General features: G+C 71.1%; 23 protein-coding genes and 1 pseudogene. 18 read left to right on the top strand and 6 right to left on the bottom strand.

Annotation, left to right across the window (positions count from 1 at the left end; genetic code table 11):
* Positions 1–104: 104 nt before the first annotated feature.
* The 11 genes from G9272_RS11025 (at position 105) to G9272_RS10975 (ending at position 13,106) form a co-directional block, all read left to right on the top strand.
* A complete protein-coding gene (locus tag G9272_RS11025; protein WP_171396392.1) occupies positions 105–1,769 on the top strand; it encodes a CTP synthase in 1,665 nt (554 codons plus the stop codon).
* 92 nt (positions 1,770–1,861) lie between these two features.
* Positions 1,862–2,488, top strand: a complete 627-nt coding sequence (locus G9272_RS11020) for an NUDIX domain-containing protein (RefSeq protein WP_171396391.1) — start codon at positions 1,862–1,864, stop codon at positions 2,486–2,488.
* Between the two features lie 206 nt (positions 2,489–2,694).
* Entirely contained in the window at positions 2,695–4,893 is a 2,199-nt protein-coding gene (locus G9272_RS11015; protein WP_253267773.1) for a tetratricopeptide repeat protein, read from the top strand.
* 136 nt (positions 4,894–5,029) lie between these two features.
* On the top strand, positions 5,030–6,154 hold the full coding sequence (gene ald, locus G9272_RS11010; RefSeq protein WP_171396390.1) for an alanine dehydrogenase: 1,125 nt from the start codon (positions 5,030–5,032) through the stop codon (positions 6,152–6,154).
* Positions 6,155–6,569: 415 nt separating this feature from the next.
* Positions 6,570–7,706 carry a ParA family protein gene (locus tag G9272_RS11005; RefSeq protein ID WP_171396389.1) on the top strand — a complete coding sequence of 379 codons (1,137 nt, stop codon included), beginning with the start codon at positions 6,570–6,572 and terminating at the stop codon, positions 7,704–7,706.
* Positions 7,691–8,272 (top strand): hypothetical protein, encoded by a 582-nt coding sequence (locus G9272_RS11000; RefSeq protein WP_171396388.1) that lies wholly within the window; start codon positions 7,691–7,693, stop codon positions 8,270–8,272. The genes G9272_RS11005 and G9272_RS11000 overlap by 16 nt, the downstream gene beginning before the upstream one ends.
* Positions 8,273–8,290: 18 nt before the next feature.
* On the top strand, positions 8,291–9,472 hold the full coding sequence (locus G9272_RS10995; RefSeq protein ID WP_171396387.1) for a segregation and condensation protein A: 1,182 nt from the start codon (positions 8,291–8,293) through the stop codon (positions 9,470–9,472).
* Between the two features lie 53 nt (positions 9,473–9,525).
* Entirely contained in the window at positions 9,526–10,098 is a 573-nt protein-coding gene (scpB, locus tag G9272_RS10990) for an SMC-Scp complex subunit ScpB (protein WP_253268191.1), read from the top strand.
* The gene (locus tag G9272_RS10985) at positions 10,098–11,288 is read left to right on the top strand and encodes a pseudouridine synthase (RefSeq protein ID WP_171396386.1); all 1,191 of its coding nucleotides are present in this window, start codon (positions 10,098–10,100) and stop codon (positions 11,286–11,288) included. Before scpB ends, G9272_RS10985 begins: the two co-directional genes overlap by 1 nt.
* An 82-nt stretch (positions 11,289–11,370) precedes the next feature.
* Complete coding sequence (locus G9272_RS10980) at positions 11,371–12,090, top strand: NUDIX hydrolase (RefSeq protein WP_171396385.1); 720 nt, start codon at positions 11,371–11,373, stop codon at positions 12,088–12,090.
* Entirely contained in the window at positions 12,087–13,106 is a 1,020-nt protein-coding gene (locus tag G9272_RS10975; RefSeq protein ID WP_171396384.1) for an ADP-ribosylglycohydrolase family protein, read from the top strand. Before G9272_RS10980 ends, G9272_RS10975 begins: the two co-directional genes overlap by 4 nt.
* 12 nt (positions 13,107–13,118) lie before the next feature.
* Here the strand turns inward: G9272_RS10975 and G9272_RS10970 are convergent, their stop codons facing one another.
* The 3 genes from G9272_RS10970 to G9272_RS10960 are packed head-to-tail and all read right to left on the bottom strand — an operon-like array spanning position 13,119 to position 14,801.
* On the bottom strand, positions 13,119–13,538 hold the full coding sequence (locus G9272_RS10970) for a Rieske (2Fe-2S) protein (RefSeq protein WP_171396383.1): 420 nt from the start codon (positions 13,536–13,538) through the stop codon (positions 13,119–13,121).
* Positions 13,535–14,119, bottom strand: coding sequence for a DUF6529 family protein (locus tag G9272_RS10965; protein ID WP_171396382.1), 585 nt, complete (start codon positions 14,117–14,119; stop codon positions 13,535–13,537). The genes G9272_RS10970 and G9272_RS10965 overlap by 4 nt, the downstream gene beginning before the upstream one ends.
* A 22-nt stretch (positions 14,120–14,141) precedes the next feature.
* Positions 14,142–14,801 (bottom strand): hypothetical protein, encoded by a 660-nt coding sequence (locus G9272_RS10960; RefSeq protein WP_171396381.1) that lies wholly within the window; start codon positions 14,799–14,801, stop codon positions 14,142–14,144.
* Positions 14,802–14,995: 194 nt separating this feature from the next.
* On the opposite strand from G9272_RS10960, the gene aroH reads away from it, so the two are divergent.
* The 5 genes from aroH to der all read left to right on the top strand — a co-directional run bounded on the left by aroH (position 14,996) and on the right by der (position 19,477).
* Complete coding sequence (aroH, locus tag G9272_RS10955) at positions 14,996–15,358, top strand: chorismate mutase (protein ID WP_020128171.1); 363 nt, start codon at positions 14,996–14,998, stop codon at positions 15,356–15,358.
* Positions 15,355–16,440, top strand: a complete 1,086-nt coding sequence (locus tag G9272_RS10950; protein WP_171396380.1) for a prephenate dehydrogenase — start codon at positions 15,355–15,357, stop codon at positions 16,438–16,440. Before aroH ends, G9272_RS10950 begins: the two co-directional genes overlap by 4 nt.
* A gap of 131 nt (positions 16,441–16,571) precedes the next feature.
* The gene (cmk, locus tag G9272_RS10945) at positions 16,572–17,258 is read left to right on the top strand and encodes a (d)CMP kinase (RefSeq protein WP_171396379.1); all 687 of its coding nucleotides are present in this window, start codon (positions 16,572–16,574) and stop codon (positions 17,256–17,258) included.
* Entirely contained in the window at positions 17,216–17,908 is a 693-nt protein-coding gene (locus G9272_RS10940) for a lysophospholipid acyltransferase family protein (protein ID WP_171396378.1), read from the top strand. Before cmk ends, G9272_RS10940 begins: the two co-directional genes overlap by 43 nt.
* Before the next feature lie 87 nt (positions 17,909–17,995).
* Positions 17,996–19,477, top strand: coding sequence for a ribosome biogenesis GTPase Der (gene der / locus G9272_RS10935; protein ID WP_171396377.1), 1,482 nt, complete (start codon positions 17,996–17,998; stop codon positions 19,475–19,477).
* A gap of 61 nt (positions 19,478–19,538) precedes the next feature.
* Here the strand turns inward: der and G9272_RS10930 are convergent, their stop codons facing one another.
* Both G9272_RS10930 and G9272_RS10925 read right to left on the bottom strand, forming a co-directional pair.
* Positions 19,539–19,940: a hypothetical protein gene (locus tag G9272_RS10930; RefSeq protein WP_171396376.1), complete on the bottom strand. Its 402-nt coding sequence runs from the start codon at positions 19,938–19,940 to the stop codon at positions 19,539–19,541.
* A gap of 128 nt (positions 19,941–20,068) precedes the next feature.
* Entirely contained in the window at positions 20,069–20,851 is a 783-nt protein-coding gene (locus tag G9272_RS10925) for a hypothetical protein (RefSeq protein WP_171396375.1), read from the bottom strand.
* A 540-nt stretch (positions 20,852–21,391) separates the two neighbouring features.
* Between G9272_RS10925 and G9272_RS10920 the strand changes: the two genes are divergently transcribed.
* Complete coding sequence (locus G9272_RS10920) at positions 21,392–22,084, top strand: transglycosylase family protein (protein WP_171396374.1); 693 nt, start codon at positions 21,392–21,394, stop codon at positions 22,082–22,084.
* An 84-nt stretch (positions 22,085–22,168) separates the two neighbouring features.
* Complete coding sequence (locus G9272_RS10915; protein WP_171396373.1) at positions 22,169–23,209, top strand: helix-turn-helix transcriptional regulator; 1,041 nt, start codon at positions 22,169–22,171, stop codon at positions 23,207–23,209.
* On the opposite strand, the pseudogene ctaD reads toward G9272_RS10915, so the two are convergent.
* Positions 23,208–24,779: pseudogene (gene ctaD, locus G9272_RS10910) on the bottom strand (aa3-type cytochrome oxidase subunit I); the annotation flags it as partial. The gene G9272_RS10915 and the pseudogene ctaD overlap by 2 nt on opposite strands.
* Between the last annotated feature and the right edge of the window lie 176 nt (positions 24,780–24,955).

The following is a 24,955-nucleotide window of genomic DNA, read 5'->3' as shown; positions in this document are numbered from 1 at the left end:
GCCATCTCCCTGAGGCGCTGATACCCTGGTAGCCCGTGGACCGGTGGTCTCGAAGCCCCCGAACCGCACCTCCGAATCGCGACCACGGGAGCCCCCTCTTGGCCATGACGCCCAAATCCACGACGACCAAGCACATCTTCGTCACCGGGGGTGTCGCCTCCTCGCTCGGCAAGGGCCTGACGGCTTCCAGCCTCGGCATGCTGCTGAAGGCGCGGGGTCTGCGCGTCGTGATGCAGAAGCTCGACCCGTACCTGAACGTCGACCCGGGCACGATGAACCCCTTCCAGCACGGTGAGGTGTTCGTCACCAACGACGGTGCCGAGACCGACCTGGACATCGGACACTACGAGCGCTTCCTCGATCGTGACTTGGACGGCTCCGCCAATGTCACTACAGGCCAGATCTACTCGACGGTGATCGCCAAGGAGCGGCGCGGCGAGTACCTGGGCGACACCGTGCAGGTCATCCCGCACATCACCAACGAGATCAAGCACCGCATCCGCCGGATGGCCACGGACGAGGTCGACGTCGTGATCACCGAGGTCGGCGGCACGGTCGGTGACATCGAGTCGCTGCCGTTCCTGGAGACGGTCCGCCAGGTCCGTCACGAGGTCGGCCGGGACAACGTGTTCGTGGTGCACATCTCGCTCCTGCCGTACATCGGTCCCTCGGGTGAGCTGAAGACCAAGCCGACCCAGCACTCGGTCGCGGCGCTGCGCAACATCGGTATCCAGCCGGACGCGATCGTGCTGCGCTGCGACCGCGAGGTGCCGACCGCGATCAAGCGCAAGATCTCGCTGATGTGCGACGTCGACGAGGACGCGGTGGTCGCCTGCCCCGACGCCCGCTCGATCTACGACATCCCGAAGACCGTGCACGGGGAGGGCCTGGACGCCTACGTCGTCCGCAAGCTGGACCTGCCGTTCCGCGATGTGGACTGGACGACCTGGGACGATCTGCTCGACCGCGTCCACAACCCCGACCACGAGATCACCCTCGCCCTGGTCGGCAAGTACATCGACCTGCCCGACGCCTACCTCTCGGTCACCGAGGCGCTGCGCGCCGGCGGCTTCGCCAACAAGGCCCGCGTGAAGATCAAGTGGGTCACGTCGGACGACTGCAAGACCCCGGCGGGCGCCAAGGCGCAGCTCGAGGACGTCGACGGCATCTGCATCCCGGGCGGCTTCGGCGACCGCGGTGTGCTCGGCAAGGTCGGCGCGATCCGCTACGCCCGTGAGCACAAGATCCCGCTGCTCGGTCTGTGTCTGGGCCTCCAGTGCATCGTGATCGAGGCCGCGCGCAACCTGGCCGACATCGGCGACGCCAACTCCACCGAGTTCGACCCGGCCACCGGCCACCCGGTCATCTCCACCATGGCCGAGCAGCTCGACATCGTGGCCGGCGAGGGCGACATGGGCGGAACGATGCGCCTGGGCATGTACCCGGCCAAGCTGGCCGAGGGCTCCATCGTCCGTGAGGTGTACGACGGCAAGGAGTACGTCGAGGAGCGCCACCGGCACCGCTACGAGGTGAACAACGCCTACCGCGCCGAGCTCGAGAAGAAGGCGGGCATCCTGTTCTCCGGCACCTCGCCGGACGGCAAGCTCGTCGAGTACGTCGAGTACCCGCGTGACGTCCACCCGTATCTGGTCGCCACCCAGGCCCACCCCGAGCTGCGCTCGCGGCCCACGCGTCCGCACCCGCTGTTCGCCGGCCTGGTGAAGGCCGCGGTCCAGCGGACCGTCGAGGCGGAGAAGGCTTCGAAGTAACACACCAGTTGTACGGTGGCCGGGGTGCAAACCTTCAAGGGTGGGCACCCCGGTTTTCGTTTGCGCACGTGGCACGTGGAAGGACGCATGGCATGACGATCAAGGACACCCCCGAGGCGTGGGAGGTCCGGTCGAGCGAGACCCCCTTCGTCGGCAACAAGACCTCCGTCCGTACGGACGAGGTGGTCATGCCCGACGGTTCGGTGGTCCGCCGGGACTTCCAGGTCCACCCGGGTTCCGTGGCCGTCCTCGCCCTCGACGAGGAGGGCCGTGTCCTGCTCATCAAGCAGTACCGCCACCCCGTGCGGCAGAAGCTGTGGGAGATCCCGGCCGGTCTGCTCGACGTGCCCGGCGAGAACCCGCTGCACGCCGCCCAGCGCGAGCTGTACGAGGAGGCGCACGTCAAGGCCGAGGACTGGCGGGTGCTGACCGACGTCTACCCCACCGCGGGCGGCTGTGACGAGTCGGTGCGCATCTTCCTGGCCCGCGACCTGTCCGAGGCCGACGGGGAGCGCTTCGAGGTCGAGGACGAGGAGGCCGACATGGAGCACGCGCGCGTGCCGGTCGACGAGCTCGTCCGGGGCGTGCTCGCGGGCGACGTGCACAGCAACTGCCTCGTCGTGGGCGTCCTCTCGCTGGTCGCCGCGCGCACCGGCGACGGGCTCGACGCGCTGCGCCCCGCCGAGGCACCCTGGCCGGCGCGCCCGTTCGAGGCGTGACGCCCGCCTGAGGCCGTCCTGAGGCCGCCCGCCTGAGGCCGTCCCGCCCCCGTCCGGTGTGACGATCGGCTGATCCGATCGGGGGACGTCTCGGCCGTGCCCGCCGTACTCCACCCGGAACGTCGCAGAGCGTGAACTAGGCTCTGGAATCGTCCGATCCGGAGTCCCGGCGGGCTTGCGTGTGCGGTGGGACGGGAGTGTGGCCCGTGACGGATCAGGCAGTGGACACAGGCGGCGTGCAGCTGTCGGGACACGCTGCGACAGCGGGCCATTTCCTGGGCCGAGTCCGGGAGTTGAAAGAACTGCGCGCCGACATCGAGCGCGCGGGGCTGGACACCATCTCCGGGAAGAAGGCGCCCCGCGCGCGTGTGCTCCTCATCGCCGGGCGGCCCGGCTCCGGGCGTACGGCGCTCGCCGAGGAGCTCGTCAGGCAGGTCGCCGACCGCTACCGGGACGGCGTCCTGCGCGCCCGTCTCGCCGAGCCCGACGGCACGCCCGTGCCGGTCGAGCGGGCCGCCCGTGAACTGCTCACCGCGCTGGACGTGCCGACCCCGCCGGGCGCCGACGAGGACGATCTCGCGGCCCTCCTCCGCCAGGCCCTCGCGGAGCGCCGGGTGCTGCTCCTGCTCGACGACGCGGCCGGCGCCGAACAGGTCGACGCGCTGCTCCCGGACACCCCTCGGTGCCTCCTCGTCGCCGTCTCGGCCGGGCCGCTCACCGGCATCGCGGACGTCCGCCCCTGCACCCTGGGCGGCCTGGACACCAAGTCCGCGCTCGAACTGCTGAGCCGGTACACCGGCTCGGTCCGCATCACCGTCGACCCGCGCTCCGCCGAGGGCCTCGTGGAGGCCTGCCAGGGCCAGCCGGCCGCGCTGAACCTGGCGGGCGGCTGGCTCGCCGCCCGCCCCAAGGCGGCCGTCGCCGACCTCGCCAAGCAGCTCCACGCGGAGGGCGACGAGGGCTCCCCGCTCAGCCGGGTCTTCCGGCTCGTGCACGCCGCGCTGCCCGCCCCCGCCGCCCGCATACTGCGACTGCTCTGCCTGGCCCCGGCCGGCCTGGCGGACGCGCACACCGCCTCCGCGCTCGCCGGCTGCTCGATGGGCGCCGCCCGCACCACCCTGGACGACCTCGCCGCCCTGGGCCTGCTGCGGACCGTGGACTCCCCGCTGCCCCAGTACGAGGTGCCCGCCTGTCTGTACCCCCTGCTGCGCGCCGCCGCCGAGACCCACGACCGCCCGGCCGAGCTCCAGCTGGCCCGCGCCCGCATGCTGGAGCGGACGGTACGGCTGCTCCAGTCCTGCCGGGCCATCACCGAGACCGACAACCCCCAGGCCCGCGAGAAGCTCCAGGGGATGCCCAGCGCCCTGCGCTTCCCCACCCCGCGCGCGGCCGCCGACTGGCTGCGGGTCCGGCGGCCCGCCCTGCTCGCCTCGGCCCGTCTGGCGGTCGCCGACGGCGAGCTGGACACCCTGGCCCGCCGTCTGATGTCCCAGCTGGTCAGGGCGATGGTCGCGCACTTCGGCACCCAGGCGGCGGCGCCCGACCTGTACGGCGTCCACCGGCTCGTCCTGGACGTGGCCGAGCGGCGGAACCTGCCCCGCGAGAAGGCCGCCGCCCTGCTGAACCTCGCCGACGTCGACGCCAGGACGGGCCGCACGGCGGAGGCCCTGGTGCGCTATCGGGCCGCTCTGGACGCCGGACGCGAGGCGAACGACCCGTATGCGATCGGTCGCGCGATGGAATCCGTAGGCGGCGCGCATCTCGAGCTCGGGGACTACGACCGGGCCGCCGACTGGTTCGGACGGGGCCTCGCCCAGCGGCTGGCCCGCGACGAGCGCGCGGACGCCGCCCGGCTCTACGGCCGTATCGCCACCGCGCACACCTACGCGGGCCGCTACGGCGAGGCGCAGCGGGCCTGGCGGGCCGCGGCCGCCGGGCACCGCAAGAACGGCGACGTCGGCGCGCACGCGCGGGCGTTGAGCGAGCTGGCCCGGGTCCAGGAGTACGCGGGGCGCCCCGAGGAGTCGCTGCGCACCTGCCAGGAGGCGGTGGAGTGGGCCGGGCGCGCCGAGGACACGCGTCTCCAGGCCGCCGTGCAGCTGAGGCTGGCCGACACCCTGGAGCGCCTCGGCGACCCGGTGGCGGCCGGACTGCACCGGGGCGCGGCCGAGCGCATCCTGGGAGAGGAGCCCCCGGCCCGCGATCCGGAGCCGGAGTCGTCGGAACCGGAACCGGAACCGGAACCGGAATCGGGGTCGGAGCCCGAGTCGGGGCCGGAGCCGGGGCCGGCGTCAGGGCCGGCGTCAGGGCCAGTGGCAGGGCCGGCGGCAGGGCCAGAACGGCCTGATCTCCCGGAACACCGCGCTAACACCTGCGAAATCCGTAGTACACCCGCTGAAGATTGATGCAATGAAAGGCTAGACAGCGGGAACGCCTTCATTAGACTGGCTCTGCCGCACGTTCTCCTGCGGTGCATCCCGGTGTGCCCTGTATCTCCGGGTATGTCTTTGCTGTGCCCCCACATCTACTGAGCCAAGGACCGTGATCGACGTGAAGGTCGGCATCCCCCGCGAGGTCAAGAACAACGAGTTCCGGGTGGCCATCACCCCCGCCGGTGTGCACGAACTGGTGCGCCACGGCCACCAGGTCGTCGTCGAACGCAACGCCGGTGTCGGCTCGTCCATCACGGACGAGGAGTACGTGGCCGCCGGCGCGCGCATCCTCGAGACCGCCGACGAGGTGTGGGCCACCGCCGACCTGCTGCTGAAGGTCAAGGAGCCCATCGCCGAGGAGTACCACCGCCTCCGCAAGGACCAGACGCTCTTCACCTACCTGCACCTGGCCGCGTCCAAGGAGTGCACGGACGCCCTCGTCGAGTCCGGCACCACGGCGATCGCCTACGAGACCGTCGAGCTGCCGAGCCGCGCGCTGCCGCTGCTCGCCCCGATGTCCGAGGTCGCGGGCCGGCTGGCCCCCCAGGTCGGCGCCTACCACCTGATGCGCGCCAACGGCGGCCGCGGTGTGCTGCCCGGCGGAGTGCCGGGCGTGCTGGCCGCCAAGGCGGTCGTCATCGGCGGCGGTGTCTCCGGCTGGAACGCGGCGCAGATCGCCATCGGCATGGGCTTCCATGTGACGCTGCTCGACCGTGACATCAACAAGCTCAAGGAAGCCGACAAGATCTTCGGTACGAAGATCCAGACGGTCGTCTCCAACGCCTTCGAACTGGAGAAGGCCTGCCTCGAGGCCGACCTCGTCATCGGCGCCGTCCTCATCCCGGGCGCCAAGGCCCCCAAGCTGGTCACCAACGAGCTCGTGTCCCGGATGAAGCCGGGAAGTGTCCTTGTCGACATCGCGATCGATCAGGGCGGCTGCTTCGAGGACTCCCGTCCGACCACTCACGCCGAGCCGACCTTCCCGGTCCACGAGTCGGTCTTCTACTGCGTCGCCAACATGCCCGGCGCGGTCCCCAACACCTCCACCTACGCACTCACCAACGCCACGCTGCCCTACATCGTCGAACTCGCCGACAAGGGCTGGGTGGAGGCGCTGCGCCGCGATGCCGCGCTGGCCAAGGGCCTCAACACCCATGACGGCAAGGTCGTTTACCGCGAGGTCGCGGAGGCGCACGGCCTGGAGCACATGGAGCTGGACCAGCTGCTCGGCTGAGCCGTCGAGCCGAGCCGCCAGGCCAAGTCACCCCGGGGAAAAAGGCGATACGTCAACACAGGTCGTCAACCCCGCACACCCGGCCGGACCTTGCCCGACAAGGTCCGGCCGGATGTGTGTATGGTCACTTTGCGGCTCTCGGCCAACTCGCCTCGAACGTAACGCTTCGACCGATTCGTACACCGGCGAAACCTGCCGTGCGACGGCCGTACGCCCTTGACAGCGGGATGTTTCATTGCCGACACATCGGGCCGGGTCCGGCGGATTGTGTTGCTGCGGACGCCCGACACGCCATAGAGTCGCCAACCGTCGGCATGGTGCCACGCTGACCTTGTCTAGAAGTTTCCTGGTCACCAAGGAGGTAAGACGACTTGTGAATGAGTCGACATTTGCTCCCGGGGGTGGTCAACCAGGAATGCCGACGCGGGCCCAGGTCTCCGCGGGGCTCGAGGCTGTCGGCTCCGTCGCTGTCCGAACCTTCGCAGCCCACCAGAGCCAGCGCAGCCCCCATATGGCTCTGTCAGCACACCAGAGCATGGATGGCCATTACGTGAACGCCATGGCCGGCGACGGAAGTGGCGCGCCCCGCAACCACTTCGCCGACTACGACGAACTGCCCGAAGGGCATTTCTACGACCCCGATGCCGAGTACGAGCCGGATCCGGAGTACGCGGCCACGCTCGCGCCCGACGCGGCCCGACAGCGCCGTGAGCGCGTCGGTCCGACCGGACGCCCGCTGCCGTATTTCCCGATCCCGGGCCCGCTGACCCAGCACGGCCCCGCGACGATCATCGCGATGTGCAACCAGAAGGGCGGCGTGGGCAAGACGACGTCGACCATCAACCTGGGTGCCGCGCTCGCGGAGTACGGCCGGCGCGTGCTGCTCGTGGACTTCGACCCGCAGGGCGCGCTGTCGGTCGGTCTCGGCGTCAATCCGATGGAGCTCGACCTCACCGTCTACAACCTGCTCATGGAGCGGGGCATGGCGGCGGACGAGGTGCTCCTGAAGACAGCGGTCCCGAACATGGATCTGCTGCCCAGCAACATCGACCTGTCGGCCGCCGAGGTCCAGTTGGTCTCCGAGGTCGCGCGCGAGTCCACGCTCCAGCGTGCGCTCAAGCCGCTGATGGACGACTACGACTACATCGTCATCGACTGTCAGCCCTCGCTCGGCCTGCTCACCGTCAACGCCCTGACGGCCGCTCACAAGGTGATCGTGCCGCTGGAGTGCGAGTTCTTCGCCCTCCGGGGTGTGGCGCTGCTGACCGAGACCATCGAGAAGGTCCAGGAACGGCTCAACCCGGAACTGGAACTCGACGGGATCCTCGCCACGATGTACGACTCGCGCACCGTGCACAGCCGTGAGGTGCTCGCGCGGGTCGTCGAGGCCTTCGACGACCACGTCTACCACACGGTCATCGGGCGCACGGTCCGCTTCCCGGAGACCACGGTCGCCGGTGAGCCGATCACCACGTACGCCTCCAACTCCGTCGGCGCCGCCGCCTACCGTCAGCTCGCCAGGGAGGTGCTCGCCCGGTGTCACGCCGAGTGAGTCTGCCGGGGGCCGACGAACTCTTCCGTACGACAGGGGGAATGGCGCTTCAGCCGTCCGCGCCCCGGCGCCCCGCCAACGGCGAGGCCCGGGTGCCCGCGCCGGCCGGCGAGAGCGACGGGGTGGCGGCCGGCGGCGCGGAGGACGCGCCGCAGGCCGTGCCCGCGCAGGGCGGTGACGGCGAGGGCGCCGAGCACGCGGCGGCCGACGCGGGCCAGGGCGACGCCGGGGAGTCCCGCACCCGGGGCGCCCCCGGGGAGCGCTCCGAGCGGCGCCAGGGCCCGCAGGAAGGTTCTGCCTCCGCCGCCGACGGCCAGTCGCGCAAGCGCGCACGGCAGCCGTCCCGCAGGCCCAGTGGCCGGGAGCGGCACGACGAGAAGATCACCGTCTACGTCTCCGCCGAAGAGCTCATGGACCTGGAGCACGCCCGACTGGTGCTCCGCGGTGAGCACGGGCTGGCCGTGGACCGGGGGCGCATCGTCCGCGAGGCGGTCGCCGTGGTCCTCGCCGACCTGGAGAGCCGCGGGGACGCCAGCATCCTCGTACGACGACTTCGCGGGCGGTAGCGGTAGCCTGCGGGGGCCATGACCTCGAACGACGTTCCCGTCCCCGGCCCCGGCGCAGCAGCCGGCCGTCGGCGTGCGCTGGGGCGGGGGCCCGGAACATCGCCGGTCCCCACCGATCCGGAGCCCGGGGCGGCCGTACCGGAACCGGTACCGGATCCCGTCGTACCGGATCCCGTCGTACCGGATCCCGTCGTACCGGATCCGGTCGAGCCGGAACCCGGCGTACCGGATCCCGTAGGTCCGGAACCCGGCGTACGGGAATCCGTAGGGCCGGAACCCGGCGAACCGGATCCCGTAGGTCCGGAGCCCGGCGTATCCGAGGCGGTGCCGGGATCCGGCGTGCCGGGATCCGGGGGTCCGGAGCCTGTTCCCGAGTCCCAGGAAGCTCCCGACGGTGTCTTCAAGGTCCGCCTCGCCAACTTCGAGGGGCCCTTCGATCTGCTGCTCCAGTTGATCTCCAAGCACAAGCTGGACGTCACCGAGGTCGCGCTGTCGAAGGTCACCGACGAGTTCATGGCGCACATCCGGGCGATGGGTCCCGACTGGGACCTGGACCAGACCACCGAGTTCCTGGTCGTGGCCGCCACGCTGCTCGATCTCAAGGCGGCCCGGCTGCTGCCCGCCGCGGAGGTCGAGGACGAGGCCGACCTGGCCCTGCTGGAGGCCCGGGACCTGCTGTTCGCCCGGCTGCTCCAGTACCGGGCGTACAAGCGGGTCGCCGACATCTTCACGCACCGGCTGGAGAGCGAGGCCGGGCGCTACCCCCGTACCGTCGGTCTCGAACCGCACCACGCGGAGCTGCTGCCCGAGGTCGTCATCAGCATCGGCCCGGAGGGGTTCGCGAAGCTGGCGGTCAAGGCGATGCAGCCCCGGGCGAAGCCGCAGGTGTACGTCGACCACATCCACGCGCCGCTGGTGAGCGTGCAGGAACAGGCCGGGATCGTCGTCGCACGGCTCAGGGAGCTCGGCGAGGCCAGCTTCCGCACGCTGGTGGCGGACACCGAGGACACCCTCACCGTCGTGGCCCGCTTCCTGGCGCTGCTCGAGCTGTACCGGGAGAAGGCGGTCGCGCTCGACCAGGAGACCGCGCTCGGCGAGCTGCTGGTGCGCTGGACCGGCGGGGACGGGGACGCGCAGCCGATGGTCACGGACGAGTTCGACCGGCCGCCCGAGGAGCCCGAGAAGGAGACGAAGACGTGACCGAGGAGACCGTCGCCGCACTCGACCTCAAGCCGGCCCTGGAGGCCGTCCTGATGGTCGTCGACGAGCCCGCGACCGAGGAGCACCTCGCGAAGATCCTCCAGCGGCCCCGGCGCAGGGTCGCGGACGCGCTGCGCGAGCTGGCCGACGAGTACACCGTGCAGGGGCGTGGCTTCGAGCTCAGGCTCATCGCGGGCGGCTGGCGGTTCTACACCCGGCCCGAGTACGCGGCGGCCGTCGAGGGCTTCGTGCTGGACGGACAGCAGGCCCGGCTCACGCAGGCGGCGCTGGAGACCCTGGCGGTCGTCGCGTACCGCCAGCCGGTCAGCCGCAGCAGGGTCTCCGCGGTGCGCGGAGTGAACTGCGACGGCGTGATGCGCACCCTGCTCCAGCGCGGTCTGGTCGAGGAGGCGGGCGCGGAACCCGAAACAGGTGCGATCCTGTACGTGACGACGAACTACTTTCTGGAGCGGATGGGCCTGCGCGGTCTGGACGAGCTCCCGGAGCTCGCGCCCTTTCTCCCCGAGGCGGAGGCGATCGAGGCCGAGATGCTGGAAGGGGTCCCGTCGTTCGATCCGGACGCACCGGATGCAGATGCAGACGACACGACGACGACGGAACTTTGATGCGAAGCAGTGGCAGCGGCAGTGGCAGGAACAACGGGCGCGGCAAGCCCCGGGGGACCGGCGGGGGCGGTTCCCAGCCGAGGGGTGGCTCCGGAGGCCGTGACGACCGGCCGAGGGGCGGCTCCGGAGGCCGTGACGACCGGTCGAGGGGCGGCTCGGGAGGCCGTGACGACAGGCCGACGGGCGCGGGGGGCCGCGACGACAGGCCGAAGCGTCCGAGCAAGCCCCGTCCCGAGGAGCGTCGCTACGACGTGGGCCCCGGCGCCACCCATGAGGGCCCGAAGGCCGGGCGCGGCGGCGCGGCCCGAGGCGGCGCCAAGGGCGGCCCCAAGCAGGGCCAGCAGCGCGGTGGACGCACGGAGCCGGCACGTTCCCGCGAGTACGAGACGCGGGCCGAGGAGCGCAACCGGGACCGGTACGCCGGCAAGAAGGAAGTGAAGCTGCCCAAGACCTTCCCGGGCGCCGAGCAGGAGGGCGAGCGGCTTCAGAAGGTCCTCGCGCGCGCGGGCTACGGCTCCAGGCGCGCCTGCGAGGAGCTGATCGAGCAGGCGCGGGTCGAGGTCAACGGCGAGATCGTCCTGGAGCAGGGCAAGCGGGTCGACCCGGAGAACGACGAGGTCAAGGTCGACGGCCTGACGGTCGCCACCCAGTCGTACCAGTTCTTCTCGCTGAACAAGCCGGCCGGCGTCGTCTCCACGATGGAGGACACCGAGGGCCGTCAGTGCCTCGGCGACTACGTGACCAACCGCGAGACGCGGCTGTTCCACGTCGGGCGGCTCGACACCGAGACCGAGGGCGTCATCCTGCTCACCAACCACGGCGAGCTGGCGCACCGGCTGACCCACCCCAAGTACGGCGTGAAGAAGGTCTACCTCGCGCACATCGTGGGCCCGATCCCGCGTGACCTGGGCAAGCGGCTGAAGGACGGCATCCAGCTGGAGGACGGGTACGCGAAGGCGGACCACTTCCGGGTCGTCGAGCAGACCGGCAAGAACTACCTGGTCGAGGTGACCCTGCACGAGGGCCGCAAGCACATCGTGCGCCGGATGCTGGCCGAGGCCGGTTTCCCGGTCGACAAGCTGGTCCGCGTCGCCTTCGGCCCGATCACCCTGGGCGACCAGAAGTCGGGCTGGCTGCGACGGCTGTCCAACACCGAGGTCGGCATGCTGATGAAGGAAGTCGAGCTTTAAGGACTCCTGAAGCTCCCAGGGCTTGTGTGTGACCGCACCCCCTTTTTATAGTCGTGGTGACTATTAAGAGGGGGTGTTCGTCGTGCGGGGTTATGACAAGTACGCCCACGAACCCTTCGCCGTCACCGTCGACCTCGCCGTGCTCACGCTCCGCGCGGGCACCCTGCACGTGCTGCTCGTCGAGCGCGGCCAGGAGCCGTACGCCGGCCGGTGGGCGCTGCCGGGGGGCTTCGTGCTGCCGGACGAGTCCGCGGAGACGGCCGCCCGGCGGGAGCTCGCCGAGGAGACCGGCCTGAAGGACGTCTCCGGGCTGCACCTCGAGCAGCTGCGCACCTACAGCGAACCCGACCGTGACCCCCGGATGCGGGTCGTGTCCGTCGCCTTTGCCGCGCTGCTGCCCGACGCCCCCGAGCCGACGGGCGGCGGCGACGCGGCCCAGGCGCGCTGGCTGCCGTACGACGACGCGAAGCCGCTCGCCTTCGACCACGACCGGATCCTGGCCGACGCCCACGACCGGGTCGGCGCGAAACTCGAGTACACCTGCCTCGCCACGGCCTTCTGCCTGCCCGAGTTCACCCTCGGCGAGCTCCAGCAGGTCTACGAGACGGTGTGGGGGACCGGCCTCGACCGGCCCAACTTCCGTCGCAAGGTGCTCGCCACCCCGGGCTTCGTCGATCCCGTGCCCGGCGGCGCGCGCCTCACCGGCGGCCGCGGCAAGCCCGCCGCCCTCTACCGTGCGGGCGCCGCCACCGCGCTCCACCCGCCCCTGCTGCGACCGCCCCGGGAAGGACGATCCGCATGACCACCTCGACCACCGTCAGGAAGCGCGCCACCGGGTCCCTGCTGGGACTCGCGCTGGGGGACGCGCTCGGGTTTCCGACCGAGTTCATCGGCGTGCCGAAGATTCTGGACTGGTACGGGCCCTGGCGTGCGATGGAACTGCCCGAGCCCGCCCGCGTGTCCGACGACACCCAGATGACGCTGGCGGTCGGGCGCGGACTGCGGGCGGCCATGGACCGGGGGCTGCTCACTCCGCAGGGCCTGGAGGAGCCGCTGCGGAAGGAGTTCGTCGACTGGTACCGCTCGCCGGAGAACAACCGCGCACCCGGCCGCACCTGCCTGGAGGCATGCGGTCTTCTCCAGAGCAGCCTCCCCTGGCAGGACGCCAGCCAGATCGGTTCCAAGGGCTGTGGCGCCAACATGCGGGTGGCGCCCGTCGGGCTCGTCCCCGGGCTCAGTGAGGAGCAGCGGGCCGGTGCCGCGCAGCTCCAGTCCGCCCTCACCCACGGGCACCCCACCGCGCTCGCCGCCTCCGACCTCACCGCCCACGCCGTACGGTTGCTCACCCAGGGCGCCGAACCGGCGGCCCTGGTCGGGCTCCTGCGGGCCTACGCCGTCGACAACCGTTCCCGCTACCACCACCGCTGGCTCGGCGACCTGTGGACCCGCAGCCAGGACCCCACCCCGGAGCACTTCATCGCGCGCGGCTGGGACGAGTGCCTCGGCGTGCTGGAACGCCTCCAGGAGGCGCTGCGCGACCCCGCGCCCGAGGCCGACCCGTGCCTGGCCACCGGGGCGGGCTGGATCGCCGAGGAGGCCATGGCGACCGGTCTGCTGTGCTTCCTGCTCTTCCCCGACGAGCCGGTGACCGCGCTGCGCCGGGCCGCCTGCTCCTCCGGGGACTCCGACTCCATCGCCTGTCTGGCGGGCGCCTTCGCGGGCGCGCACGCCGGGGCCGACGCCTGGCCGACGGCGTGGGCGGACCGGATCGAGTACCAGGGTGAGCTGGTGACGCTCGGGGCGCTCTGGGACCAGTGACCCGGCAGGGGCTCAGGTCAGCTTGATCGCGCCGCCCTCGACGGTGATCTGTTCCGAGGGCAGTGGTTTCGTCGCCGGGCCGCCGGCCACCGAGCCGTCGGCGATGCGGAACTCGCTCTTGTGGCAGGGGCAGTGGATGATGCCGTCGGCGACGCTGCCGACGGTGCAGCCCTGATGGGTGCAGACCGCGGAGAACGCCTTGAAGTCGTCCTTCGTCGGCTGGGTGACGACGACCTTCTCCTCCGCGAAGATCTTGCCGCCGCCGACGGGGATGTCGGTGGTCTTCGCCAGCTCCTGGCCGGCGGAGGCCTTCGGGGACTGCTCGGACGAGGAGTCGTCCTCGTTGCCGTACTCTCCGCAGCCCGTGGCGAGCGCGGCTGCGGCGCCGCCCGTCGCCAGGAGAACCGTGCGCCGTGTCGCGGGGAGGGTCATGTCGTCACTCCGAAGGTGCGGAAGAACCAGAGGGCCGAGGTCAGCCAGATGATCGTGAGTACGGCGAAGACGAGCCCGCCGACGACCGGCAGCAGCCATCCCGGGAGTCGCTCCGAACGGAGCAGCAGCATCTTGGCACTGAATGCTCCGAAGAAGAAGCAACCCAGGAGGGAGTGCCACATAACGCGCGTTTCGTATGTCTGATAGCCAAGCGCGTACAGGCAGTGCACCGCAACCGGGACCGCGATCAGAAAGGCCGCGCGACCCGACCAGCGGTGCAGCGTGGCGGACCAGTCGGGCCCCGGCAGCTTGCCGTACAGCATCGCGGCCGAGACGAGCTGGACCAGCGCGAAGAACATCGCGGCCGTCGCCAGCCAGGACTTGACCGCGCCCGTGCTGCTGAAGCCGGCCAGGTTGAAGGCCGTCCCGGCCGGGTCGTGGACCTTGCCGTACACGCCCAGGGCGAGCGCCACGGCGGCGGCGACCAGCGCCGGGACCAGATAGCGGGCCGGGTGCGGGCCGCGCCGCGCGGGATCGGGGCCCGGGAAACCCTGGGTGGCGGCGTTCGGGTCGACGGTCATGGTGGCTCCCTGCTCGAAGGGGTCAGGGGGTGGCGGGGCGGGCCGTGAGCTGCTGTCCGTCGACCGTCACCGCGCCGGTCTCCGGGTCGATGCGGGGCGCGGGGGAGGGCTTGCCGTCGCGGGTGAGGATGCCGACCTGGGTGCCGTCCTTCAGCACGATCCAGCCGCCGTCGATCTTCGCGGAGCGCACGGTGGCCGTCGCCCGCCACAGCCCGGACGGCTTCGTCGCCCGGTCCGCCGAGAAGGCGTGCTGCCCGCCGCCCACGGCGACCGTGCCTTCGACGCGCTTGCCGTCCTGGAGCGTGCCGTCCAGTTTCGCGCCGTGCTTGCCGGTGAGCCGCAGCGTGCCGTCGTCCTCGACGTCGCCCTTGAGCCACGACTCCTGGGTGCGGCCGTCGCAGTAGTACGCGATCGCCTTGCCGTCGCGGACGGTGACGGCGATCGCCGCCGCGTCGTCGTCCGTGCGGCCGGCGTAGTCGGCGTCGGCGGCCGGGACACGGGAGGGGGAGGGGGCGGGTGTGGGCGTGGTGGAGGCGGTGCTCCGGGCGGGGGCCGGGCTCGGTGACTTCTCCTCGTACGAGGACGAGGCGGTCTTCGTCCCTGTCGTCGCGTTGAGCGTCAGCAGGAACAGGCCGAGCACCAGTCCCGCGAGAAGGGTGAGCAGGGGTCCTGGACGCTTCATGTCGGGCCTTCCCCGATGCGGGTGTCCTGCCGTCAGAGTGTCATGAGAGCGCAGGCCGCACCCGTCGTAAAGGGCGTACGGGGGCGTTCCCGTCTCGGCACGCGGGCGGCACGCACCGGACCGGCGCGGGCTGACTAGGCTGGCTGCGTCAGGAGCCGTAGTCGGCAGTCAGTACTTCAGCAAGGAGCAGCGCCGTGGCGGTACGAGCGGTCCGGGGAGCCGTCCAACTCGAGCGGGACGAGGCCGGCCACATGGACGAGCAGGTCGGAGCCCTGCTCACCGCCGTCCTGGAGCGGAACTCGCTCGGCGCCGACGACCTGATCAGCATCTGGTTCACGGCCACCCCCGACCTGCACAGCGACTTCCCGGCGGCCGCGGCCCGCAAGCTCGGCATCGTCGACGTGCCGCTGATCTGCGCCCAGGAACTCGACATCGCGGGCGCCATGCCGCGGGTCGTACGCATCCTCGCGCACGTCGAGTCCGACAAGGCGCGCGCCGACATCAACCACGTCTACCTCGGGGCCGCGGCCGCCCTGCGCAGGGACATCGCCCAGTGAGGACCGCGCTCGTCATCGGAACCGGGCTGATCGGCACGTCCGCCGCGCTGGCCCTGGCCCAGCGGGGCGTCGTCGTCCACCTCGCCGACCACGACCCCGGGCAGGCCCGTACGGCGGCGGCGCTCGGCGCCGGCACCGACGCGGAGCCCGAGGGCCCGGTCGACCTCGCGATCGTCGCCGCTCCGCCCGCGCATGTGGCCGGTGTGCTCGCCGACGCGATGCGCCGAGGGGTGGCCCGCGGTTACCTCGACGTGGCCAGCGTGAAGGGCGGTCCGCGCCGTGAGCTTCAGGCGCTCGGCCTCGACCTGTCGGCGTACATCGGTACCCACCCCATGTCCGGCCGGGAGAAGTCGGGCCCGCTGGCCGCGACCGGTGACCTCTTCGAGGGCCGCCCCTGGGTGCTGACGCCGACCCGGGACACCGACACCGAGGTGCTGAACCTCGCCCTGGAGCTGGTCTCGCACTGCCGTGCCGTCCCGGTGGTCATGGACGCGGACGCCCACGACCGCGCGGTGGCGCTGGTCTCCCACATGCCGCACCTGGTCTCCAGCATGGTCGCGGCGCGTCTGGAGCACGCCGAGGAGGCCGCCGTACGGCTGTGCGGGCAGGGCATCCGGGACGTCACCCGGATCGCCGCCTCCGACCCCGGCATGTGGATCGACATCCTGTCCGCGAACCCGGGGCCGGTCGCCGACCTGCTCACCGACGTCGCCGCCGACCTGGAGGAGACGGTCCAGTCGCTGCGCGCCCTCCAGTCCTCCGACGACGCCAAGCGCCGCGAGGGCGCCGACGGCGTCCAGGACGTGCTGCGGCGCGGCAACGCGGGCCAGGTCCGCGTCCCCGGCAAGCACGGGGCCGCTCCGCGGGAGTACGAGGTGGTGGCGGTGCTCATCGACGACCAGCCCGGTCAGCTCGCCCGTATCTTCGCCGACGCCGGACAGGCGGGCGTCAACATCGAGGACGTACGCATCGAGCACGCGACCGGGCAGCAGGCGGGTCTGGTGCAGCTGATGGTCGAGCCGAAGTCCGCGGTGGTGCTGTCCTCGGCGTTGCGCGAGAGGGGCTGGGCGATCCGGCAGTAGGGCGTCCCGCGGCCCGGATGCCCGGCGCGGACCAGGTACCGGCCGGACGAGTGACGCGCGGCCGGTAACCTTGTGCGGGGCGCGGTCGCGTCCCGCACACCCACCGCCTCGCACCAGGAAGGTGTCCCCCCGTGGAAAACGGCGCCGCCCAGCCCGTGATTGTCGCCATCGACGGCCCCTCGGGCACGGGCAAGTCGAGCACGTCCAAGGCCGTGGCCGCCCAGCTCGGGCTGAGCTACCTGGACACCGGTGCCCAGTACCGGGCGATCACGTGGTGGATGGTGACCAACGGGATCGACATCGAGGACCCCACGGCGATCGCCGCCGTCGCCGGCAAGCCGGAGATCCTCTCCGGCACCGACCCGGCCGCCCCGACGATCACGGTCGACGGCGTGGACGTGGCCGGCCCGATCCGCACCCAGGAGGTCACCGCCAAGGTCAGCGCGGTGAGCGCCGTACCCGAGGTGCGGGCCCGGATCACCGAGCTCCAGCGCTCGCTGGCGGCCTCCACCGAGCAGGGGATCGTCGTCGAGGGCCGGGACATCGGTACGACCGTGCTGCCCGACGCCGACCTGAAGATCTTCCTCACCGCCTCTCCTGAGGCCCGTGCCGCCCGGCGCAGCGGGGAGCTGAAGGGCGCGGACGTGCGGAGCACCCGGGAGGCGCTGATCAAGCGGGACGCCGCCGACTCCTCCCGCAAGACCTCCCCGCTCGCCAAGGCGGACGACGCCGTCGAGGTGGACACCACCGAGCTGACGCTGGCCCAGGTCATAGAGTGCGTCGTCACCCTCGTCGAGGAGAAGCGGGTCGCGAGGTGACTGCCGGGTCCGTGGCCTCGGAGAAGGGCGCCGAGGTCGGGCGGCGCATCGGCGTCGGCCTGATGTACGGGCTGTTCAAGCCGCGGGTGCTGGGCGCCTGGAAGGTGCCGGCGAGCGGCCCGCTGATCTTCGCGATCAACCACTCGCACAACGTCGACGGCCCGATGGTGATGGGCGTGGCGCCGCGGCCGACGCACTTCCTGATCAAGAAGGAAGCGTTCATCGGCCCCCTCGACCCGTTCCTGACCGCCATCGGCCAGCTCAAGGTCGACCGCGACACCACCGACCGGACGGCGATCACCCGCGCGCTGGGCGTGCTGGAGAACGGCGGGGTCCTCGGGATCTTCCCGGAGGGCACCCGTGGCGAGGGCGACTTCGCCGCCCTGCGCGCCGGGCTCGCGTACTTCGCGGTGCGCGGCGGGGCCCCGATCGTGCCCGTCGCCGTGCTGGGAAGTTCCGAACGGCGCGGACGGTTGATAAAGGCACTGCCCCCGCTGCGCTCCCGCGTCGACGTCGTCTTCGGCGACCCGTTCGACGCGGGCGACGGCAGTGGGTTGCGTACCCGCAAGGCGCTGGACGCGGCCACCGAGCGCATCCAGAAGCAGTTGGCCGCACACCTGGAAAACGCCAGGCGCCTGACCGGGCGCTGAGCGACACTGAATACCGAGTAGTGGATCAACCCGAACAAAACGGCTGCTCCACCGATCACCACGAATGAACGACGAGGTACGGACTTCATGAACGACCACATCCAGCCCGACGGCTCGGAAGCCTTCGAGCACGATCACGGGGCGCTCGGCGACGCCGAGTACGCGGAGTTCATGGAGCTCGCCGCCGTCGAGGGCTTTGACGTCGAGGACGTCGAGGGGGCGATCGAGGCCGCCGGCCACGGGCCGCTGCCGGTGCTCGCCGTCATCGGCCGCCCGAACGTCGGCAAGTCGACCCTGGTGAACCGCATCATCGGCCGCCGCGAGGCCGTCGTCGAGGACAAGCCGGGCGTCACCCGCGACCGTGTCACCTACGAGGCCGAATGGGCGGGCCGCCGCTTCAAGCTCGTCGACACCGGCGGCTGGGAGCAGGACGTCCTCGGTATCGACGCCTCCGTGGCCGCGCAGGCCGAGTACGCGATCGAGGCCGCCGACGCCGTCGTCTTCGTCGTCGACGCAAAGGTCGGCGCCACCGACACCGACGAGGCGGTCGTACGGCTGCTGCGCAAGGCCGGCAAGCCCGTCGTGCTGGCCGCCAACAAGGTCGACGGCCTGAGCGGCGAGGCCGACGCGGCCTCCCTGTGGTCCCTGGGCCTCGGCGAGCCGCACCCGATCTCCGCTCTGCACGGCCGCGGCACCGGCGACATGCTGGACGCCGTCCTGGAGGCGCTGCCGGAGGCCCCCGCGCAGACCTTCGGCACGGCGGTCGGCGGTCCGCGCCGCATCGCGCTCATCGGCCGCCCGAACGTCGGCAAGTCCTCGCTGCTGAACAAGGTGGCCGACGAGGACCGCGTCGTCGTCAACGAGGTCGCGGGCACCACCCGCGACCCGGTCGACGAGCTGATCGAGCTCGGCGGCGTGACCTGGAAGTTCGTCGACACGGCGGGCATCCGCAAGCGCGTCCACCTCCAGCAGGGCGCCGACTACTACGCCTCGCTGCGTACCGCGGCCGCCGTCGAGAAGGCCGAGGTGGCGGTCATCCTGATCGACGCCTCCGAGTCCATCTCGGTCCAGGACCAGCGCATCGTCACCATGGCCGTCGACGCGGGCCGCGCCCTCGTCATCGCCTACAACAAGTGGGACACCCTCGACGAGGAGCGCCGCTACTACCTGGAGCGGGAGATCGAGACCGAGTTCGCCCAGGTCGCCTGGGCGCCCCGGGTGAACGTCTCGGCGCGCACCGGCCGGCACATGGAGAAGCTGGTCCCGGCGATCGAGGCCGCTCTGGCCGGCTGGGAGACCCGCGTCCCGACGGGCCGTCTCAACGCCTTCCTGGGCGAGCTGGTCGCCGCCCACCCGCACCCGGTCCGGGGCGGCAAGCAGCCGCGCATCCTGTTCGGCACCCAGGCGGGGACCAAGCCGCCGCGGTTCGTCCTCTTCGCCTCCGGCTTCATCGAGGCGGGCTACCGGCGCTTCATCGAGCGCCGGCTGCGCGAGGAGTTCGGCTTCGAGGGCACCCCGATCCACATCTCGGTGCGGGTGCGCGAGAAGCGCGGCACCAAGAAGAAGTAACGGCGGCATGACTGGAGGGCGGCACCCGTCACGGGTGCCGCCCTCCAGTCATGATCAGTGATCAGAAGGTCCTGCGGGGGGCCGGCGGGAGCGCCGCCGGGATGTGGTGCATCGCGGTCGGCGCGGGCTGCTGGCCGAGCTGTCCGACCCGCTGCCACTGGGACTGCTGCCCGACCCGCGCGCTCTGCGCCCCCGCGCTGTAGGCGCTGTAGGAGCTGCTGAAGGACCCCGGGCGGGGTGCCGGGTAGGAGCTCGTGTTGTGCGGGATGTTCCCGAAGGCGGTGAACCCCAGTTCGTCCTCGCCGCTGCGGTCGCCCGGCAGCGAACGGAACGTCTTGACGTACTCGGCGTAGAGCGCGTCGTAGATCGGCGTGGCCGATGGGCCGCCAGACGCGTCCTGGGCCGATCGTGCGGACGGGATCGGCTGGAAGGACGGGCGGCGGGGAACGTCGTAGGTGTGCACGTATGTCCAAACGACGCGGCACTGGAAGAGATGCGGCTCGACAGACGTCCTCAGGGGGGCGCGGGGCTGCGTCCGTGGACGGCCTTTCGGCCGCCGTGCGACCCGCAGTCCCCGCCCGGTGGGCGAACTCAGGTGCCGGCCAGCGGAAGCGCCGCCCCGACCAACTGTCCATTGGCCGCGGCCTTGTCCAGCGCGTCCCGCAGCAGGTCCTCCCGGGGCTGACGTCCGATGGAGCCCACCGGCGCCGCGAACATCAGCACCTGCTGGTGCTTGTTGGCGGCGGCCCGCCAGCCCTCCGTCACCTGAAGCGGCTGGTGCGCCTGCCACCAGGCGACCGGCTGCCCGCCGTTCACCGAGGGCTGGAGCACCGCGTGCAGCTGGCCCATCGCGAGCAGCACGGACCAGCCGTGCTGCACCGGCGGCACCTCGGTCAGCTGGGACAGCGGCATGAAGCCCTGCTCGATGAGGAGCGGCAGGAAGTCGTCGCCGGCGCCGGTGGTGCCGGGCCGCACGATGGGCGCGGTCGGCTCGACGACCAGGGCCGGGTGCAACTCCCCGGCGATCAGGACGAGTCCGCTGGTGACGCCGAGCACCGCCTGCTCGGGTGCGACCTTGTCGGGGTCCAGGTCGACGGTGTCGCCGCTGATGGAGCGGACCGCGCCCTGGAGCTGCTCCTCGGTGACCTGGACGACCTGCGAGGGCAGGCAGGTCGAGTGGGCGAAGGCGAGGACTGCGGTCTCGTCCCCGATGAACAGGACGGTGCTGGTGCGCTCGTTCTCGGAGTCGCCCGGGGTGCGGCAGGAGGTGCAGTCGTAACTGCCCGGGGCGTTGTCTCCGGCGAGCAGCCGGTCGGCTTCTTCGTCGCCGATCTCGGCGCGTACCTCGTCGCTGACGTCGAGCATGCGCGGCACGGGTGACTCCCTCGGATGCGGTGCGTGGGCGAGGCGGGTGGCCCCCGGCTCGTGGTCCGGGTCGGTCCCCGGCTCATGAAGAAGACAACGGGCGATCTGTGGCCAGGGTCACGCTGGACGGCGAACGGAATCGAACCATCCTGCGCGCGCGGTCACGATGTGTGCGGAATCCGCCACTCCATGTCAAGTAACGGGGAGGTCACGGAAGTTGATCCGGTGAGCTGACTCACAGTCCGCTCGAGGGTCTGGTCGACAAATCCGGAAATGAGGGAACGAAGTGGGTGGCCGAAATTCGCCGCTACCTACGGTAACTGCTAACTGGCCTGGGACAACGGGGAGTTGGTTGATAACGACTCGTCAGCTGCCTAGATTGCTCCGCCGTGTGCAACGAGCACCGCTCGGGTACGTCCGCCGGCCGCGCAGAGAGCCAGACATCGCGCAGCACCACCGCCGGCGGGCGGGCCGGGCGTGACGACCGCGTCCCTGCGCGGCCGACACGCCCCGGCCAGGGGGAGCCCGGGTTCGTAGAGAGGGATCTACATGTCCGAATGTGCCGATATCCACACCCGCACCTCGTCGCGCAAGACGGCGGTCCTCGCCGGGGCGATCCTGCTCGCCCCCCTCGGACTGCTCTCCGCGACCGGCAACGCCACGGCGGCCGACAGCGGGGTGTGGGACCGCATCGCCCAGTGCGAGAGCGGCGGCAACTGGTCGATCAACACCGGCAACGGCTACTACGGCGGGCTCCAGTTCTCCGCCGGTACCTGGCGCGCGTACGGCGGCACCGCCTATGCGTCGACCGCCGACAAGGCCAGCAAGGCACAGCAGATCTCCGTCGCCACCAAGGTGCAGAACGCACAGGGGTGGGGCGCGTGGCCGACCTGCTCGGCGCGCGCCGGAGCGTCCGGCAGCGCACCGGAGGCCGGATCGTCCTCCGCGAAGTCGAGCTCCACCAAGTCGGGCTCCTCGAAGTCCGGCTCCTCGAAGTCCGGTAGCTCGAACTCCGGTACCTCGAACTCCTCGCAGTCGGGGTCCTCGAATGCGCCGGAGCGCTCGACGGCCCAGACCTCGCGCGGTACGAGTCGTGGTGACTACACCGTCCGCCAGGGCGACACCCTCAGCACCGTCGCGGCCCGCCACGGGCTGACCTGGCAGCGGGTCTACGCCGCCAACAAGGCCGTCGTCGGCGGCGACCCCGACCTGATCGTGCCCGGACAGCGCCTCACGCTCTGAGCCGTTACCCCTCCGGGACACGGTGACCCCATCCGGCGGGACGGCCGGGTGGGGCCCGTCCACCTCGTGAGACACACTGGGCGCATGCTGGAGACCTCCGCCCGACTGCTGCGCCTGCTGTCCCTTCTCCAGGCCCACCGCGAGTGGTCCGGCGCCCAACTCGCCCACCGGCTGGGAGTCACCTCGCGCACGGTGCGCCGGGACGTGGACCGGCTGCGAGAGCTGGGCTACCCGGTCAACGCCAGCCCCGGCACCGGAGGCGGCTACCAGTTGGGCGCCGGTGCCGAGTTGCCGCCACTGCTGCTGGACGACGACGAGGCCGTCGCCGTCGCGGTGGGGCTGCGGACGGCCGCCGGGCAGGGCATCGAGGGCATCGGCGAGACCTCCGTACGGGCCCTGGCGAAGCTGGAGCAGGTGCTGCCCCACCGGCTACGGCGCCGGGTGGGCGCCCTGAACGCCTTCACCGTGCCGATGCTGCACGGCCCACGGTCCTCCGCCGTCGACCCGGCCGTCCTCACCGAGCTCGCCCACCTCTGCCGGGACGCCGAACGCCTGCGCTTCGACTACCGCAGGCACGACGACACGGCGACCCGCCGTACCGTCGAACCGCACCGCCTGGTGTGCACCGAGCGCCGCTGGTATCTGGTCGCCTGGGACCTCGACCGCGCCGGCTGGCGTACGTTCCGGGTGGACCGCCTCACGCCGAGGCCGCCGCACGGGCCGCGCTTCGTACCGCGCGAGCCGCCCGCCGAGGACCTCGCCGCGTACGTCTCGCAAGGCGTCTCCACGCGCGCGTACGCCACCCGTGCCACCGTCCGGCTGTTCGTGCCCCTGGCCGAGGCCGCCGAACGGATCTCGCCCTCGGCCGGGACGCTGGAACCCGACGGCGACCGGGCCTGCGTGCTGCGCACCGGGGCCGCGAGCCTCGACGTGATGGTGATTCATGTGATGATGGCGGGCTTCGAGTTCGAGGTGCTGGAGCCCGTGGAGCTGATCGAGGCGATCAGGACGGCCCGTGACCGGCTTGATGGCGCTTTGGCTCGGGCTGCGGGGTCTCGGCCGCGTACTGCGGATGGTTCAGGTCGAACGCCGGGGACTCCGAGCGGATCCTCGGCAGCGCCGTGAAGTTGTGCCGGGGCGGCGGGCAGGACGTCGCCCATTCCAGGGAACGGCCGAAGCCCCAGGGGTCGTCGACCCCGACCTTCGTGCCGTACCTGGCGGTCTTCCAGACGTTGTAGAGGAACGGCAGGGTGGAGAGGCCGAGCAGGAACGAGCCGATCGTCGAGACGGTGTTGAGCGCGGTGAACCCGTCGGCGGCGAGATAGTCGGCGTACCGGCGCGGCATGCCCTCGGCGCCCAGCCAGTGCTGCACCAGGAACGTGGTGTGGAAGCCGACGAACAGCGTCCAGAAGTGGATCTTGCCCAGTCGCTCGTCGAGCAGCTTCCCGGTGAATTTGGGCCACCAGAAGTGGAATCCGCCGAAGATCGCGAAGACGACCGTCCCGAAGACGACGTAGTGGAAGTGGGCGACCACGAAGTACGAGTCGGAGACGTGGAAGTCCATCGGCGGCGACGCCAGGATCACCCCGGTCAGGCCTCCGAACAGGAACGTCACCAGGAACCCCGTCGCCCACAGCATCGGGGTCTCGAAGGAGAGCGAGCCCTTGATCATGGTCCCGGTCCAGTTGAAGAACTTCACGCCCGTCGGGACCGCGATCAGGAAGCTCATGAAGGAGAAGAACGGCAGCAGCACCGCACCGGTGACGAACATGTGGTGCGCCCACACCACGATCGACAGACCGGTGATCGCCATCGTCGCGCCGACCAGCGTCAGATAGCCGAAGATCGGCTTGCGGCTGAAGACCGGGATGATCTCCGTGATGATCCCGAAGAACGGCAGCGCGATGATGTAGACCTCAGGATGCCCGAAGAACCAGAACAGGTGCTGCCACAGCAGCGCCCCGCCGTTCGCCGCGTCGAACACCCGCGCTCCGAACCGCCGGTCCGCCTCGAGCGCCAGCAGGGCCGCGGCCAGCACCGGGAACGCCATCAGGATCAGGATCGAGGTGAAGAGCGTGTTCCAGGTGAAGATCGGCATCCGGAACATCGTCATGCCGGGCGCGCGCATCCCGATGATCGTGGTGACGAAGTTGACCGCGCCGAGGATCGTGCCGAAGCCGGCCAGCGCCAGGCCCATGATCCACAGGTCGGGGCCGATCCCCGGCGAGTACAGCCCGCTGTTCAGCGGCGCGTAGGCGAACCAGCCGAACGCCGCCGCGCCGTCCGGTGTCAGCAGCGAGCCCAGCACGGTCAGCCCGCCGAACAGGAACAGCCAGTACGAGAGCATGTTCAGCCGGGGGAAGGCCACGTCCGGGGCGCCGATCTGGAGCGGCATCAGCTCGTTGGCGAAGCCCGCGAAGGACGGGGTCGCGAACAGCAGCAGCATGATCGTGCCGTGCATCGTGAACAGCTGGTTGAACTGGTTGTTGTCCACGATCTGTAGCCCGGGCCGGGCGAGTTCGGCCCGCATCAGCAGCGCCATGATCCCGCCGACGAGGAAGAAGGCGAAGGACGTGATCAGATAGAGGTGGCCGATCTTCTTGTGGTCGGTGGTGGTCAGCCAGTCGACGACCACCCGGCCCCGGCCGCGCCTGGTGTCCGCGGTCCGTGCCGCCGCCACGGTCTGAGTCCCCATCGCTCGCTCGCCCCTTCGTTCGCCCTGTCCCGGGCCCGCCGACGCCCCGGGTGCGCACGGAGGATGTGTGGGGGAGCCGTGTATTTCCTATGAGCAGTCAGCTCCCGTGATCCGCACGGAATCGGAATGCGGTGGGGTCGGGGGACGGTTCTCCGCGAACTTTCCGCCGGGTTATT

Origin of the sequence: Streptomyces asoensis, assembly GCF_013085465.1 — a bacterium.
In the GTDB taxonomy this organism is placed as follows: domain Bacteria; phylum Actinomycetota; class Actinomycetes; order Streptomycetales; family Streptomycetaceae; genus Streptomyces; species Streptomyces cacaoi_A.
This window is presented reverse-complemented; position numbering and strand designations above follow the sequence as displayed.

Coding starts and splice junctions, on each gene's coding strand:
- G9272_RS10970 (WP_171396383.1), bottom strand. CDS start 13,538: ATGACCCTCCCCGCGACACGGCGCACGGTTCTCCTGGCGACGGGCGGC.
- G9272_RS11025 (WP_171396392.1), top strand. CDS start 105: ATGACGCCCAAATCCACGACGACCAAGCACATCTTCGTCACCGGGGGT.
- scpB (WP_253268191.1), top strand. CDS start 9,526: ATGGTCGTCGACGAGCCCGCGACCGAGGAGCACCTCGCGAAGATCCTC.
- G9272_RS11020 (WP_171396391.1), top strand. CDS start 1,862: ATGACGATCAAGGACACCCCCGAGGCGTGGGAGGTCCGGTCGAGCGAG.
- G9272_RS10975 (WP_171396384.1), top strand. CDS start 12,087: ATGACCACCTCGACCACCGTCAGGAAGCGCGCCACCGGGTCCCTGCTG.
- G9272_RS10965 (WP_171396382.1), bottom strand. CDS start 14,119: ATGACCGTCGACCCGAACGCCGCCACCCAGGGTTTCCCGGGCCCCGAT.
- G9272_RS10915 (WP_171396373.1), top strand. CDS start 22,169: ATGCTGGAGACCTCCGCCCGACTGCTGCGCCTGCTGTCCCTTCTCCAG.
- G9272_RS10995 (WP_171396387.1), top strand. CDS start 8,291: ATGACCTCGAACGACGTTCCCGTCCCCGGCCCCGGCGCAGCAGCCGGC.
- G9272_RS10920 (WP_171396374.1), top strand. CDS start 21,392: ATGTCCGAATGTGCCGATATCCACACCCGCACCTCGTCGCGCAAGACG.
- G9272_RS10960 (WP_171396381.1), bottom strand. CDS start 14,801: ATGAAGCGTCCAGGACCCCTGCTCACCCTTCTCGCGGGACTGGTGCTC.
- der (WP_171396377.1), top strand. CDS start 17,996: ATGAACGACCACATCCAGCCCGACGGCTCGGAAGCCTTCGAGCACGAT.
- G9272_RS10985 (WP_171396386.1), top strand. CDS start 10,098: ATGCGAAGCAGTGGCAGCGGCAGTGGCAGGAACAACGGGCGCGGCAAG.
- G9272_RS11005 (WP_171396389.1), top strand. CDS start 6,570: ATGCCGACGCGGGCCCAGGTCTCCGCGGGGCTCGAGGCTGTCGGCTCC.